12 protein-coding genes are annotated in these 15,498 nt (G+C 64.2%); 2 read left to right on the top strand and 10 right to left on the bottom strand.

Annotated features, from left to right (window positions below; genetic code table 11):
* The first annotated feature begins 51 nt into the window (after positions 1-51).
* Positions 52-2,028, top strand: a complete 1,977-nt coding sequence (locus ESB00_RS12745; protein WP_129048063.1) for an alpha/beta hydrolase family protein — start codon at positions 52-54, stop codon at positions 2,026-2,028.
* A gap of 86 nt (positions 2,029-2,114) precedes the next feature.
* On the opposite strand, the gene ESB00_RS12740 is transcribed toward ESB00_RS12745, so the two are convergent.
* From ESB00_RS12740 to ESB00_RS12715, 6 genes are all read right to left on the bottom strand, one after another.
* Positions 2,115-2,567, bottom strand: a complete 453-nt coding sequence (locus ESB00_RS12740) for a DoxX family protein (protein ID WP_129048062.1) — start codon at positions 2,565-2,567, stop codon at positions 2,115-2,117.
* Positions 2,568-2,804: 237 nt separating this feature from the next.
* A complete protein-coding gene (locus tag ESB00_RS12735) occupies positions 2,805-3,491 on the bottom strand; it encodes a VPDSG-CTERM sorting domain-containing protein (RefSeq protein ID WP_129048061.1) in 687 nt (228 codons plus the stop codon).
* Between the two features lie 331 nt (positions 3,492-3,822).
* Positions 3,823-4,401, bottom strand: coding sequence for a hypothetical protein (locus ESB00_RS12730; RefSeq protein ID WP_129048060.1), 579 nt, complete (start codon positions 4,399-4,401; stop codon positions 3,823-3,825).
* Between the two features lie 140 nt (positions 4,402-4,541).
* Positions 4,542-5,909: a chromosomal replication initiator protein DnaA gene (gene dnaA, locus ESB00_RS12725; protein ID WP_129048059.1), complete on the bottom strand. Its 1,368-nt coding sequence runs from the start codon at positions 5,907-5,909 to the stop codon at positions 4,542-4,544.
* Positions 5,910-6,552: 643 nt separating this feature from the next.
* On the bottom strand, positions 6,553-7,761 hold the full coding sequence (locus ESB00_RS12720) for an aminopeptidase (RefSeq protein WP_129048058.1): 1,209 nt from the start codon (positions 7,759-7,761) through the stop codon (positions 6,553-6,555).
* A gap of 164 nt (positions 7,762-7,925) precedes the next feature.
* The gene (locus tag ESB00_RS12715) at positions 7,926-8,456 is read right to left on the bottom strand and encodes an ATP-binding protein (protein WP_129048057.1); all 531 of its coding nucleotides are present in this window, start codon (positions 8,454-8,456) and stop codon (positions 7,926-7,928) included.
* 290 nt (positions 8,457-8,746) lie between these two features.
* Between ESB00_RS12715 and ESB00_RS12710 the strand changes: the two genes are divergently transcribed.
* Entirely contained in the window at positions 8,747-10,354 is a 1,608-nt protein-coding gene (locus ESB00_RS12710; protein WP_129048056.1) for a tetratricopeptide repeat protein, read from the top strand.
* Here the strand turns inward: ESB00_RS12710 and mobA are convergent.
* The 4 genes from mobA to ESB00_RS12690 all read right to left on the bottom strand — a co-directional run bounded on the left by mobA (position 10,338) and on the right by ESB00_RS12690 (position 15,495).
* Complete coding sequence (gene mobA / locus ESB00_RS12705; RefSeq protein ID WP_129048055.1) at positions 10,338-10,940, bottom strand: molybdenum cofactor guanylyltransferase; 603 nt, start codon at positions 10,938-10,940, stop codon at positions 10,338-10,340. The two genes, ESB00_RS12710 and mobA, sit on opposite strands and share 17 nt — an antisense overlap.
* A gap of 181 nt (positions 10,941-11,121) precedes the next feature.
* A complete protein-coding gene (locus ESB00_RS12700) occupies positions 11,122-11,598 on the bottom strand; it encodes an MOSC domain-containing protein (protein ID WP_129048054.1) in 477 nt (158 codons plus the stop codon).
* 70 nt (positions 11,599-11,668) lie between these two features.
* Positions 11,669-13,888: a molybdopterin oxidoreductase family protein gene (locus tag ESB00_RS12695; protein ID WP_129048053.1), complete on the bottom strand. Its 2,220-nt coding sequence runs from the start codon at positions 13,886-13,888 to the stop codon at positions 11,669-11,671.
* Positions 13,885-15,495 carry a DmsC/YnfH family molybdoenzyme membrane anchor subunit gene (locus ESB00_RS12690; protein ID WP_129048052.1) on the bottom strand — a complete coding sequence of 537 codons (1,611 nt, stop codon included), beginning with the start codon at positions 15,493-15,495 and terminating at the stop codon, positions 13,885-13,887. Before ESB00_RS12690 ends, ESB00_RS12695 begins: the two co-directional genes overlap by 4 nt.
* Positions 15,496-15,498: the final 3 nt, after the last annotated feature.

The raw sequence follows: 15,498 nt of genomic DNA, 5'->3' as shown, positions 1-15,498 counted from the left end.
CCGAAAGGCCGGTGCATTCTCCTGCCGCGAAGTTCTTCCTAAACGTGTCGCATGAAGCTATCACCCCATAGCCTCGCCTTGATATCGCTTACCATGGTCAGGCTGGCCGCGATCGAGCGCCTGCCGATTGAGGATTTCACCCGCGAGCCGGACACGACCCAAGCCCGCCTTGCGCCCGATGGGAAAGCATTCGCTTTTGTCCGGCCGCATAACGGCCTGTCCATGCTGCATGTGGCTGATCTGGAGACCAACCAAGTCACTCGTCTCGATCTGGGCGAGGGCATCGGCGGTTTCACCGGGCGGAAGGAAGTCTATGACTACCGGTGGATCAGTCCCACGCGACTGGTGATCACCACGACCCTGGACGATGCGATTTTTGGCCTGATTGCCGTCAATCGTGACGGAGGGAAGGCCAAGGGCATCGCGGGATACGAACGCGATCGGATCGAGGCGACGCTCACGGCCCCGTTCATGCGCGAAATCGTCCATGCCTTTGGGGACAAGGACCAGAGCATCCTGTTGCTCAACCGGCCGCGGCATCCCAACCGGCCGGAGATCGTGCGGATGAACACCCTTGATGGCCTGAGCAAGACTGTGGTGAAGAATCCCGGCGAAGTGGCCCACTGGGGCTTGGATTTCGATGGCGTGGCACGCTTCGGCATCCTGACCCACGGCGACCTTTCGGGCGCGATCTACCGGGCCTCGGAAAAGGAAGAATGGAGGACAATCCTGCCGCTGCAAAACCGACGGGGCCAGTTCCGGCTCTCAGGTTACGACCGGGCCAGCAACCGGCTGCTCGTCACCAAGCTCAATGACCAACGGCGCTGGGCGGTCTATCCATTGGACCCTGAAACAGGCGAATTTGGCGAAGCGCTGCTCTCCGATCCGGAATACGACATTGTGCCGGACCGCGGTCTCAGCGGCGCAGCCGGCGTCACGCTGGCGGGGGTGATTTTCTCCCGGCACAAACAGGCGCTGGCCGGGATCCGCTATTACACCGAGTCGCCGCGCGTGAAGTGGTTTGATCGCGACTATGCCACGCGGCAGGCGGCGGTGGACAAGGCCCTGCCCAACACCGTGAACATCCTCGTGGACGAGTCGCACGACGGCCGGCGTCAGCTTTGGTATGCGTTCTCCGACCAGCATCCGGGCGACTACCACCTGTTGGACACGGCGCAGAAGTCGTTCAAGCCGCTGGCGCCGCGCATGGGCTGGATCAAGCCCGCGCAGATGGCCCCGATGCATTCGATCAAATACACCGCCCGCGACGGGCTGGTCGTCCACGGCTACCTCACCGTGCCGAACGGGCACCCACCCAAGGGGCTGCCGCTCGTGGTCATGCCGCATGGTGGCCCCTGGGCGCGCGACACGTGGGGCTTCAATTCGCTGACCCAACTCCTCGCCAACCGGGGTTACGCGGTGCTCCAGATGAACTATCGCGGCTCACCCGGCTATGGCGACGACCTGTTTCAGCAGGCGAGGAAGGAGATTGGCGGCAAGATCCAGAACGACATCGAGGACGCCACGAAATGGGCCATCGCCGCCGGCGTGGCGGACCCGCAGCGCATCGCGATCATGGGCATGAGTTATGGCGGCTATTCCGCGCTGTTCGGGCTTGGTCGCAGCCCGGGCCTTTATCGCTGCGGAATTTCGTTCGCGGGAGTGACCGACTGGCCGGCGATCTACGAGGACAGCGATGTGTCGGAAAACAAGGACGCGCGCCGTTACTGGCGCGAGCAGATCGGCGATCCGGAAAAAGATCTCGAGCGCCTGCGCAACGCTTCACCGGCGAACTTTGCGGACAAGATCACCGCGCCGGTTCTGATCATCCAGGGAAAGAAAGACCGCCGCGTGCCGCAGGATCAGGCGAAGCGGATGATTGCGGCGCTGGAAAAGGCGGGACGGCCGCCGGAAAGCCTGTTTCTGGCCGACGTGGGCCACAATTACGGCGACCCGAAAGAGCGGCTCCAGATTTACCGGGCGATGGTCGGTTTCTTGGAGAAGCACCTCGGGCCGGGCGTGCCGTGACGATCGGCTCGCGTTCAGCGCCTGGACGCGGGCTTGGATTGCTTGTGGCTACCAGTCTGGGCGGCAGTGATGGAAGTGGTAACCGGTCACGGTGTGATAGCCGGGCGGAGCTTGGGCATGCCGTTGTCCACCGAGACCGGACCGGCGCCGCTGACGGCGAAGGTTGTCAGGAGGAACAGCACGAGGGCGGAGAACTCCAGCGACTGGCCGCCGCTCATCAGGCCTTCGCCCCGGTGCATGAACAACGCGCCGACAACAATCGGGATCTGGACCCAGGCGGCGATGCGCGTGAGCAGGCCGACCGTGAGCATCAGCCCGCCGACGAGGTGGGCGAGGGCGATGTAGTGCAGCAGAAAGCCCATAACGACCCACGGGTATTGCTGGCGTTCAAGCAGCACCTGCACGAATTCGGCCTTGGTGTTGGTGATAATGAAGACACCGCGAATGAAAAGGCCCAGCCCGAGATACATGCGAATGCAGTCGAGCCAGACCTTGGGGTGGGCTTCCGCCCATTCGATCCATTGAGTCAGCTTGTTCATGGGAACAGCCTCCAGGTTTGGGGATTTGGGGTGTGCCGGCGGCAGTGGCACGTCCGCCGGATGGCGGAAGGATACGCGCGGACGGCCACGGGTCAATCGCGCCCTTACCCGGAGGCGGAACAAGAGAGGGAGGCGCGCCCCGGCGTTATCGCGGTTGTGCTGCACGGCGCTGGGGTCCGGACATAAAGAAGCCGCCTCCGTTTGAGGAGGCGGCTGCAAAGTGGGCGACAAGGGCGATTAGGCCAGTTTGCGGCGCAGGCTAGCGAGTGCAGCAAAGGCTAGGGTCAGTAGGCTAAGGGTGCAGGCTGTGTCGGGAACAGAGGAAGCGCCTGTCAGATTGAAATTAAACAGGCCCACCATAGAGGCATCGTACCCAAACAAACCCACTTCAGAATTCGAGAGGTTAACGTTCATGCTTAGGTTCACCGTGTAGGTATTGCCGGCAATTACATTGGCGATATATTGGCCGCTGTCGCCATTGGAGAAGTAGCCGTTGCCCAGATCACCCCCGAGATAAATTCCGTTAAGGCCGAACGTGTCGGCTCCCCAGGGAGTGAGGCTATAGTTAAGCTCGAAAAATCCCGTATCATCGGCAGTGAATGTGTATTGCCATTTGCTGCCCTCAGCAGCCGCGTAGTTGACGTCTCCATTGGCTAACACCCAGTTTGCCTGCATCATAATCGTGCCTGAGTTGCCATTAGCCGCCCAATTGTAGCTATCTACGAAAGACCAAAGGCTGCTCTGCCCAGAGGAGTTGTACGCGAAAGCAGAGATTTGCTGGGGCGTGCCAGACCATGAATCGGTGTTCGAGACGGTTGAACCCGGCGTCAGCACTGATATGGCTGTAACCGTGCTGCCGATCGGAGTCGCTGACGCGGAGACGGCGGCTAAGGCGAGCATACTGGCAATAGAACGGAGTTTCATGGGGATGTAAGAATTTTGGGTAACGAGGCGACGTTTCCATCAAGCAATGCCGGTGCCATTCATTGGATATTTGGCGTATCCATCTGTCAATCGGCACTATGTGCGGTTTATGTGCCCAAGAGCCTTAACAGCACCTTCGATCAAAACGTAAGCGCCGCTGACACTTTATTGCGAAAGTGCCTCCTCGGCGGGTTTCGGGTGGTCGCGCCGATATTCAAAGGGCGTTTGCAGCCAGCTCCAAACTTCATGGAATCGCTCGGTAAGTGGAGATCCATCTGCATCAGCCCGCGACAAGGGCGGGCTGCCCGGTTGAGGCTTCCTACCGCAAGGATCAATAACCCTGACGCTGCAGGTGCATCTGCAGTTCGCGCTGGAAGGTCTGTACGTCGGCGGCGCTGGGCTGGTAGCCCTTCTGGCCGGTGTCGAGCATCAGGCGGCCGTATTGGTCGAGACCCCACTTGCCACTGACGCCATCGCTGAAGGTCACCGTGCCGCTGACGACCGTGCCGGGGCGCATGATGCGGTCCACCTCGAGGGTCAGGCTGCCGACGGGGGCGTTGGCGGGTATGCCTTCGTCCTCGGGGATGGCTTCCTCCGGCGGAAGGTCGTCGGCAGCGTCATCAGTGCCACCGCCGAGGCCGACTTTCTCCTTCAGCTTGTCCACGAAGCCCTTCTTTTCGGCGGGAGCAGGGGCTGGCTTGGCCACTTGGGCCTTGGTGACGTCGGACACGTCGGCCTTCGGCGTGGCGTTCTTCAATTCGAGGCCGAGATCATCCACGAGGAAACGCACATCACGGTAGGTCAGCGAGAGCTTGAACTGCTCTGAGAGCTTCTTCTGGACGACGGAGAGGTTGTCGCCTGCTGCGACCCAGGAGGAGACGGCCTGCTTTTGTTCGGGGGAAAGGTTCATGAAGGGAGAAATATAGCCACAGATTGCACGAATGGCTACGGATTAGAGGCATGGCCCGGCAAACGACAAGCCCGGCTTGTGGCCGGGCTTGTCGTTTGGCTGGATCCTTCGCTTCGCTCAGGATGACCCGCTGGGGCGGGTCACTTCGCCAGCTGCGTCTTGAGGAAATCGACGCTGCCGCGGACGGAATCGTCCTGTTCCATCATGTTTTCCACGGTCTTCACGGCGTGGATGACGGTGCCGTGGTCGCGGCCGCCGAAGGCCTCGCCGATCTCCTGCAGGGAGTGGCGGGTGAGCTGGCGGCAGAGATACATGGCGATCTGGCGGGGGAAGGCGATGGCGTTGGGCCGGCGCTTGCTCGTCATGTCCGAGTGCCGGATCTGGTAATGGTCGGCCACGCGCTTCTGGATGCCCTCGATGTTGAGGCGGTTCTGGGCTTCCTCCATGAGCACGTCCTTGAGCAGGTGCTCGGCGGTGGCGAGGTCGAGGGGCTTGCCGGTGAGGGCGGCGTAGCTGGAGATCTTGATCAGGGCGCCCTCGAGACGGCGGATGTTCTTCGAGATGTGCTGCGCCATGAAGTCGATGACCGGCTTGGGCAGGTCGATCTTCAGGGTGGCGGCCTTGGTGCGGAGGATGGCGACACGGGTCTCGAAGTCCGGCGACTGGATGTCGGCGGAGAGGCCCCACTGAAAGCGCGACACGAGGCGGGCCTCGAGGGTGGCGATCTCTGTGACGGGGCGGTCGCTGGAGAGCACGATCTGTTTCTGCGACTCGAAGAGGTCGTTGAAGGTGTGGAAGAACTCCTCCTGGATGCGCTCCTTGCCGGACAGGAACTGGATGTCGTCAATCAGGAGCACGTCCACACTGCGGTAGCGCTGGCGGAACTTGGTCAGCGCGTTCTCCTGGATGGCGTGGATGTATTCGTTGGTGAACTTCTCGGTCGAGAGGTAGGCGATCTTGGCCTCAGGGTTGCGCTGGAGGATGCTGTGCCCGATGGCGTGCATCAGGTGGGTTTTGCCGAGACCGGTCGAGCCGTGGATGAAAAGCGGGTTGTAGGCCTGCGCGGGGGCCTGCGAGACGGCGAGCGCGGCGGCGTGGGCCAACTGGTTGTTGGGGCCGACGACGAAGTTCTCGAAGGTATTGCGCGGGTTGAGCGAACCGGCGGTGGAGCGCTCGTCGTAACGGAGGGTGCGCTTGGGGGCCGGCTTGGCCTTGGGCTCGACAACGGTGGCGCGGGCGGTGGTGCCGTTGGCATCCACCTTGCGGAGGTTGACCGACACCATGCGGCCGGCGGTCATGCGCAGGCGCTGGGAGATCAGATCGAGGTAGTTGTCGTGAATCCAGATGGCCGCGAAGTCGTTGGGCACGCCCAGGGTCACGGAGTCCTCGGAGCTCTCGATGCAGCGCATCGGCTCGAACCACATCTGGAAAACATCATCGGGAAAGAGCCCTTTGAGGTCACATTTTACGGTTTCCCAGAGGTTGGTCTGGTGGGTGGGGTGGGACATGGACTGGACGCAGGTGACGGGTTTATTCACACCTCGGGACTGGTTGCTGGCTGCCGCGTCGTGGGTCGGTCTCACTCAAGGGAAAATGGGTCTGGAGGCCGGGGCTGCCAGCCTGTGGGGATGTGGCTGGATCAGGCCCGATGGCCTTTGTCTGGGGGAACCTTGGGTGTTCCGGGCACTTGGTGCGCTGCGGAGCTGGCAATGAACAATCGAAAGGGAGAACGGTTAAAAGAGACTTTGCGAATAACGTGAATCAAAAAATGACCTTCAAGTTCAACTTTCCGACATCTTGTTCACACCCGATGGGTGGATAAAATTCGTCACTTTGGTGTTGCGAAAAAATGTGCGGGGCTCGGGCGCGATTTCTCCTCTGAAAATGTCAGGAGCACGCCGCGTGGTGTTTGGTTCAAGCCGGGGTAAGCCCCATCGTGGAGCTCAAGGTCCACCGTTTGTGGAAAGGCGATCGCCCCCTGTTTTTTGCTCCAATTTCATTATCAAGGGAAGCGGTGCGTGGTTTCAGGCGGCGGACCTGCGTTGTTGCCTGCTGCTGCATGCGGACGGATGTTCTCCATCCCACAGGCTGCGAGGCCTCTACTGCCAGGCCTGAGAACGTCAGACACCCCGACTCCACCCACCGCTGCGCTCAGTCTAGGCTGACCGTGGCGTCGAGAGGCAGGTCGATGTGGAGCTGGCTGGAGTTCACGCAGAGGTTGAAACAGGGCGGAACCCAGGAGCGGGTGCAGAAACAGTAGGCGTCACCCAGCGCGATGTGCGGAGTGGTGTTCTCATCGAGCAGGATGTGGTGGTGAAAACGGTTTCCCCAGACCAAACCCGTTCGTCCGGGCACAAGCGCCACCTCGCCGATGCGGTCGGCGCCGTCGTCGGTGGAGAGCAGGCGCTGGAGCAGATCGGAATTGGCCCGGGCCGTGGCCAGGGTCACGCGGCCGCGGCGGAACTCCAGCTCGACTCCCTCGATGACCGCGCCGCCATAAGCGATGGGGCGGGCGAGACGGATGCGGCCGGTGGCGGAGTAGCGGTTGGGCGCGGTGAAGACCTCTTCGGTGGGCAGGTTCACGACAAAGGGCACGCCACGCTTGCTCACGAGCCGGGCCGTGCACCACGCGTGGGAGCGGGGGAGCTTGAGGGTGAGCTCCGTCCCCATGCCGATGTAACGGATGCGGCGATGGCGGGCGGCGTTGAGTTCGTCGCGCCGACGGGTGAGGGCGGCCAGGTGCGACTGCCAGTCAGCGATGACGGCTTCAGTCGGCCGGCACTCGGTACTGCCGTTGTTGCCGGTCGTAATGCGCAGGGCCTGGAACACCGTGGCCCAGAGGGCCGGCAGTCTTTCCGTGGCCGGCAGTTCGGGGCTGGCCAGGTCGGCCCAGTCCTGGGTGGGCGCAGGCAGCAGAGTCCATTGGGTGGCACCGCGGATCAACTTGCGGATGAGTGGCGCGAGGTGCCGCCACTTCAGGCTGTCGAACTGCGTGAGCCGCTCGGCCGGTTGGTCGGCCAGCAGGCGCGGGTGGGTGCCGGGCAGAAAAAGAAAGGCGCCACCGGCGGCGAGGTGTTCCTTCATCCTGCGGGCGTTGGTTTCGACCAGCTTTTCGAACCCGCGCAGGTGGTCCGTTGTGACGAGATAGCGCAACCGGTCGACATCGGCCGCGATGACCTCGACTGGGTGGCCGGGCGCAGCGGCGCGGATGGCCTCAATCAGCGGAGCGTTGCCCCGGTGGGCACCCTGCAGATCGTAGGGATCGGTGATGAGCAGCGGCTGACCGGGCTGCAGATTCAACCCCACGCGCACAACCAGTTGGGCCAGGGTCTGCAGGCATTGGTCGGTGGGAGGGGGCATGGGCAGGGAACCTTCTAAAGCGCAATTTACAGCACAGCCGAGGCCATGATTCACGCCTATTTGTGCAACAGAATTAGACCAGTCTGCGCATTTCCACGTAGGTCATAAGTTCCGGCGGTGCATCGATTCTGGGCGTTCCGCCACCGCATCTCCGCTGAAGGACATCAGAGCTTGAAGTGCCGGGCGATCCGCGTCGCGGCGTCGCGCGCGGAGAGATTTTCGCAATCAAGCACGAGGTTGCTGCGCGGGATGACGGGCTTGTTGAACGCGCCTGCGTCGCGCAGTTGCCGGTAAAGCGTGTGATCGGTGAGCTTGCGGAAGCCGCGCCGCTGTTCGCTGGCCAGCCGGGCCTCGATGGACTCTTCGCTCAGCTTCAGTGCGATCGAATAGAGCTGTCCGCCGTGGGCCGGCACCTCGCGAAACAGCCAGTCGATGAAGGCCTGCGGGACGGTATTTTCCGGGTTGAAGGTGAAAATTACGCGCCAGGCGGATTCGGTGGCCGCGGCACCGAGGTGGTGCCGCCAGGCGTGATCCCGTTCGGCGACAAAGCCAGGCGTGCCGAAGGCGTGGCGCTGCAAGACGTCGTCTACGACGAGGTGGTTGTGATAGAGCTCGAACCCCGTCAGCGCCGCGAGTTCGCGGCCGATGGTGTATTTGCCGGTGGCGGGTGCACCATGAATAAACACGAGGATCACGTCCGCTATCAGGCCACAAAGCCGCGGAAGAGACACCAAAAATCTCCCGCTCCTCCTGTGGGCACCGACGCACCCAATGTTCGTATTACGAACATTCGCCCCGGTTTCCGCTCGGCGGCCCATCCCGCCAATGTTCGTAATACGAACATTGGCGGGGGGGCGTGCCCTTGGGTGAATGGGAAGGTGGGCCGACCGGTCTCACCGGTCTGGACGTCGTCAGGGATTTTTTATTGCCCGCGGTACCGGCTCGGCCAGCGTCGCCGGCACGGGCCGCCTACCTACTTACTTCCGTGCATTCACGACGGTTGCTCCTCCTTCTTGCTCCGGTCCTCCTGCCGGTTGCCCTCTTCGCCGCCAAGCCGCCCGAGCTTTACCCCGGGCTGTCCCGCAAGTGGCAGTATTACCAGTCGCCCAACTTCGAGCTCTACAGCGCCAACAATGACCGCGACTCCCGCGATGTGCTCGAACGGATGGAGCTCTTGCGGGCGCTGTTCATGGACACCTTCCAGCTGAAGCCCCGGCTGCCTCAGCCGGTGACGATCTACTATTTCGACCGGCAGGCGGATTTCGACGGCTACCGGCCGCCGCACGTCCGGGGTGGCGACGCGAAATACATGGGCTTCTGCAACAACTTCCCGGATCGCACCGTGATCACCATCGCACCGGCCCGCGACCGGGACACGACCACGGAGGTCATTTACCACGAATACATCCATTACTTGTTCCGGCTCGCCGAGCAGAACCCCGCCCCGTGGTTCAACGAAGGCGTGGCGGAGCTGTTCTCCACGATGCAGGAAGACAAGGAGTGGCTGCAACTGGGCCAGCCGGTCGAAGGCCGCGTTTTCGAACTCCAGCGTGGCCGGATGATGCCTTTCGAGCAGCTGTTTGCCGTGCGCTACGATTCTCCGCTGTTCAAGGATTCCGGTCACACCGGCATGTTCTACGCCCAATCCTGGGCCTTCCTTCACTACTGCCATTTCGGTGTGAACAAAATCCCTCCGGAGAAGATGTCGCTGTTCCTCCGCGCAGCTGGGTCGTCCGAGACGCAGGATCGGCCCGAGGAATTTCGTGCGGTCTGCCGCGAGCTGCTGGGGATGGACTATCCGCAATTGCTGAGGGAAATGGAAAAATACGTCACCGTCGGCCGTTTCATGGGGCGGAAGGCGAAGCGTCCGACAATTCCGCCCCGGCAGGGCTACACGGTGCGGGCGGCCGCGCGGGATGAGATGCAACTGGCCTTGGCCGAGCTGGCCGTGCGCATGACCGACAGTCCTTATGGCAACCTGTTTGTGCGGGCGCAGCTGGAGCAGGCCCCCAACGCCCGTCTACGCGAGCTGCTGGGCGCAGTGGCCATCCAAGAGGACGACACCGACCGGGCCCGGGAACACTGGCGCGCGGCCATCGAACTTGGCACGACCAACGCCGCGATCTTCCGTGAACTCGGCCGGCTGGAGGCAAATGCAGTCTTCGGTCACTTCGACCTCGACTACCGGATGCCGGAGAAGCGGGCGGCTGACCTGCGTCACCTGCTCAACAAATCTCTGGAGTTCGCCCCCGCCCAAAGCCAGGCCTATGAGATGCTGGCGTGGGTTGAGGCGATGTCCGACAAGCCCGACATCGCCAGCCTCAACCAAATCCAGGGTAAGTTCGCCTCGCTCAACGACCGGGCCCGCACGCTGCTGGCGCTGGTGATCGTGCGGATGCGTCTCGGAGACAAAGCGGCGGCGATGGAGCTGCTCAATCACTTGGATAAACTTAAACCCAATGACTGGGTTCGCTACTGCGCGGAGCTGACGCGTGCTCGTTTGGAGAACCGACCGGTCGATCCGAACCGTTTGCCCAACGTTACCGGACCGGGCATCCGGATCACCTTGCCCGGGATCAACCTTCCTCACTGAGCAGTGTGTCCGCGGGCGAGTTCCAGTTGGTGACGCGCCAGAGATCGCACGCGGGCAGGGGCACGCTGCGGAGGAGATGTTGGGCCATGAGGGCCCGGGCGAGGGTTTGCAGGGAGTGATCATTGCCAGTTTCGAGCCGGCGGCTGATCTCCGGGAGCGCGGAACGTGGGTAGATGGCGGCGAGCGGTTCGTGAATACCGTCCGGTCGCGTGGCAATCGCGCCGATGTTGCTGCCGCAGTAGGTGCCGAGCCATTGGAGCCACCACGCATCAATGCGCGGCATGTCCACGGCGAGCACGGCGACGAGCAGCGTGCGCGACTGGCTCAGCGCCGTTTGCAGGCCCGCCAGCGGGCCGGCGTCGGTGAAGGTGTCGTGCCAGAGCCGCAGGTCGTCGGGCAGCCCTAGTGGTGCCTGGCCCGGGGCCCGCACGATGGCGACCGGGTCGGCTTCAGCCTCGCGGAGCACCCGCACCTGATGTTCCCACAGCGGACGGCCCTCGAAGGCGAGCGTGGCCTTGTCCCGACCCATGCGGCGGGATTGTCCGCCGGCGAGGACGGCGCCGGTGAGTTGGCCGGAGGGAATCATTGCCTGGTATGATTCAAGGTTGGGGTCACTTTCCGCATCATGTCACTCTGAGCGCAGCGAAGAGTCCAGTGCTTGTTCTCGAAGCGGCACGGGCGCGCAGATTCCTGGATTTGAGCCCTGTCGCCTGCGGCTCGGCAACTTCGCTTCGATCAGAATGACACGCGGGTGGGAGCCAGACTATTCAAGTCCGCAGCCAGCCGTTGGAGAGGATGCGGCAGCGCAGGCCGCCACGGCCTTTGAGCCAGGCTTCGGCGCCGGGCGCGAGGGCTTCGTCCATCCAGTAGCAGGGGCGGCATTCCTCGGTGCCGAACAAGCGCACGCCCTGCACCTCGAACTCGTGGCCGATCAGTTCGTTCAGGTCCGCGCCCCTGACGAGCAGGTTGCGGCGCAGGGCGGCCGGACTCGCGGACGGGAGGCTGAGGGCCTGACAGAGTTCGGCGAACACCTCGGCGGAGAAGAGCGTGACCTGGCCCTTGTAATTTTCCTGGTGATCAAAGAATCGGTCGCCGCGCAGGCCGCGTCCGGCGACACACTCGACCGCGCCGACCTCGTGGACGGGAAGTTTCAGCGAGCCCTTGCCGTGTCGCCCGAAATAGCTGTGCCCCTCCGACACGAAGATCCGGTGCAGGTTCAGGGCGGTGGCGACGGGTGGGGACATGGAGGGGAAACCACTAACAATCACTTAATGGACACGGATGACGACCAGACCAAGTCTAGTTTATGCGCGTTCAGGTCTCCGGCAACACGTCGAGGGCCACGGCGCAGGCCTTGTAGGCGGGCTGGCGTGAGTGGGGGTCGTAGGCGGGGAAGGTGAGGCAGTTCACTTCGGGAAAATGCATGGGCATGAAGACCTGTCCCGGTTGCACGATGGCGGTGACGACGGCCAGCGCCTTGGTTTCACCGCGCCGCGAACGCACGGCCACTTCCTGTCCGGTGATAAGGCCGAGCGGGGCGGCGTCGGCGGGGTTGATCTCAATCCACGGCACAGTCGGGGCGAGCTTGCGGAGCACGGCGCTCTTGTCGGTGCGCGAACCCGTGTGCCACTGGGCGGAGGAGCCGCGGCCGGTGTTGAGCAGGAAAGGGTAGGCGGCGTCCGGCGGCTCCGGCAGCGGCACAGGCTCGTCGAAGAGAAGTTTCGCCCGGCCGTCGGGCGTGAAGAATTTTCCGTCGGCAAAGAGGCGGCGCTCGCGGCCGGGCGCGGCGGGCTGCGGCACAGCGGGCGACTCCGGATACGGCCACTGGATGCCACCTTCGGCTTCGAGGTGGGCATGGTCGCGGATGCCGGTGAAGTCGCAGGGCTGGCCACGGGAGAGTTGCTTGAGCAGCTGGAAAGCGGCGCCGGGCGACGTCCACTTGGCAAACATCGGGCCGCAGCCCCAGGCCTCGGCGACGAGCTTGAAGATCGAGAAGTCGCTCAACGCGACGCCCGGGGCGCGGGCAACTTTGCGGGCGTAACCGAGCCGGCGTTCGCTGTTGATAAACACGCCCTCCTTCTCACCCCAGCCGGCAGCAGGGAGCACGAGGTCGGCCTGCTGCGCGGTTTCGGTCGTCGCATACATGTCCTGCACGACAAGGAAATCGAGTTTGTCGCGCAGGCGGGCGAACTTGCCCGAGTTGACCCAGGAGTGGGCCGTGTTGGTGGCAATCACCCAGAGCGCGCGGATCTCGCCCGCCTCGACGGCGTCGAGGATTTTGTCGTAAGCGCGACTGGCCTTTTCGGGGATCACGGCGGGATCGACGCCGAGGATGCCGCCGACGTGGGCGCGGTGTTCAGGCTTGCCGAAGTCGTAGCCGCCGATGAGCGAGGTCGCATTGCCAAACAGACGCGAGCCCATCGCGTTGCACTGGCCGGTGATGGAGTTGGCGCCCGTGCCGGGCTGGCCGATCTGGCCGGTCATCAGCGCGAGATTGATGATCGCCTGGGCCGTGCGCGTGGCCTGGTGGCTCTGGTTGACGCCCATCGTCCACCAGTAGGAGACGCGGGCGCCGGGCCGTGTGACGAGCTCGGCAGTGCGGTCAAAGTCCGCGCGGCTGAGGCCGGTCTCGGCGCAGACGCGCTCGGGCGTGAACGCGTTCACGAAGCTGGCGAACTCGGCGAAGCCGTTCGTGTTCTCCGTCACGAAGGCCGCATCAACGGCGTCGCGCCGGATCACCTCGCGGGCGAGGCCGTAGAGCAGGGTGATGTCGGTCTTGGGCCGGGCGGGGAGGTGCAGCGTGGCGGCCATCGCGGTCTCGGTGCGGCGCGGGTCCACGACGATGATCGCGGGATTGCGGCGGTTGCGCATGACGCGCTGCCACATGATCGGGTGGGCGATGCAGGGGTTGGCGCCGACGAACACCAGCACGTCGCTCACCTCGAAGTCGGCGTAGGTGAACGGCGGGGCGTCGAAGCCGAACGACTGCTTGTAGGCGACGTGCGAGGTGGCCATGCACTGCCGCGTGTTGCTGTCGAGGTCGGCGATGCCGAGGCCAAACTTGGCGAGCGCGCCGAGCAGGGCCATTTCCTCCATCATGATCTGGCCGGTGCTAAGCACGGCGACGGCGCCCTTGCCGTGCTCGGCCTGGATGGATTGCAGGCGGTTGGTGAAAACCGTGAGCGCCTGAGTCCAGTCCACGGGTTGCATTTTCCCGTGCGCATCGCGCAGCAATGGCGTGGTCGCGCGGTCGGGCGCGGCAAGCGGCGTGAGTGCCTCCCAGCCCTTGGGGCAGGCCATGCCGAGGTTGACGGGGTAATCGGGGTCGGGCGTGAGGTTGATGGCCTGGCCTTCCGCGTTGAGATGGATCTTGAGCGAGCAGCCCGTGCTGCAGAAGCCGCAGATGGCCTTGGCGGTGCCGGCGGGGGCGAGCCGGGCAGGCACTTTGCCGAGGCCGAAGTCGCCGGGGTGCTGCACCAGCTCGGTGGTCATCGGGCCGCTGCGGGCCAACAGAAGTTCGTCGAGAGCGCTCATGGGTGGCTTCCCTTGGTGGGGTCGGGCTGGCCGGGCATCTTGGGGGCGTCCACGGCGCGGAAGAACAAATAACGCTCGGCCAGTTCACCGGCGAGACAAAGCGCCAGCGCGAGCCAGGCCGCGGCGGGTGGCGCGGCTTTGAGTGCGATCGCCAGCGGCAGCAGTATGCCGCCGAACAGAGCGAGGGTGAGGCGCAGGGCGTTGGCCGGTTGCAGCGGTCCCGTGAGCAGGCGCGCCGTCTGGCGGGACGGGGAATGGAGTCCGTCATCTTCCTCCTGCAGCGGTACCAGTGAGCGGGCCTCGAAGCCGAGCTTGAGCAAGGTGGCTGCGAGCAGGGCGAAGCCGATGGTCGCCGGGGCTTCCGGGCTGGTCAGCGCCACGGCCAGGCCGAGGATGGCCGCGGTGCCAAAGAAACGCGGACCGGTGTTGGCGAGCCGCCAGAACACGCGATGGGTGTCCACGTAGATCATCACGGAGCAGAACAGGGCGATGACACCGAGTGCGGCGGTGCCGCCGGTAAGGGCGGCTTGCCCGGAGGGGGGCAGTGGCAGCCAGCCGAGGCGTCCGGCCAGCGCGGCCGTGGCGAGTGGGAACCAGGCGCCGAACAGCACGGCCTCGCGGCTGAACCAGGATTTTTTCAGGCCGAGGAAAATGCGCCAAGCCCGTAGCGGCTGGCCCAGGTGCAGGCCGGCCAGCGCGAGACCGAGGGCGCCGGCCATCCAGCCGACGATGGCAACCGCCGGGCTGGAAAAGTCGTGGGCCACTTCGGCCATCCAACAGCCCACGGCCATCGGCATGAGGGTGAGCAACGCGACCAGCGGCAAGTGCGGCGGCTGCGGGCGGAGCACGGCGGCATCGGAGGCCTGCACCCCGGCGGGCAAGGCGCGCTTCGAAACATAGCGCGTGGTCGGCAGCGTGTAGGATGGGTCGGGCGCGACGGAGAGAAAACTGGGGTTTGGGGTTTGGGATCTGGGATCCGGGGAAACCGGAACCTTCGTGATCTTGATCGCGTGCGTGGGGCAGGCCTGGACGCAGGCGGGGGCTTCGCCCTCGGCGAGGCGCTGGTGGCACATGTCACACTTCCGCACGATGCCGAGGCGATCGTTGTATTTCGGCACGTCGTAGGGGCACTTCAGGATGCAATACTGGCAGCCGATGCACTGGTCGTCGAGGTGACGGACGATGCCGGTGACGGGATCCTTTTCGTAGGCGAGCACCGGACAACCGTTCAGGCAGCCGGGATCGGCGCAGTGGTGGCAGGCGGTCGTGATCGTCTGCTGGTAGGGGGCGGCCCGCGAGCCGCCGGAGATCAGGCCGACATCGCGCCATGCCTCGGTTTCATCGAGACCGTTGAGCGAGTGGCAGGCCGTCACACAGGCCTTGCAGCCGGTGCAGGAGTCGAGGTCCACCTCGAAGGCGTATTGTTCGCCGGGACCGGGGGCGGTGAGGGGGATGAGCTGGGCGCTGAGGGCGGAGCGCGGAGTGCCGGAGGTGTATTGGTCGTGAGCCACACTTGCCCGGGCCACGGGCGTCTGCAGCCGGCCCTGCTCGGCGAGGAGTTCCTCGACGAGGGCGAGCAGCGGGGGCTGATTGCGCGGGGCGACCATGGA

The sequence above is a fragment of the Oleiharenicola lentus genome (genome assembly GCF_004118375.1).
GTDB lineage: Bacteria > Verrucomicrobiota > Verrucomicrobiia > Opitutales > Opitutaceae > Lacunisphaera > Lacunisphaera lenta.
Note: the sequence above shows the minus strand (reverse complement) of the source record. Positions and strands in the feature narration are given on the sequence as shown.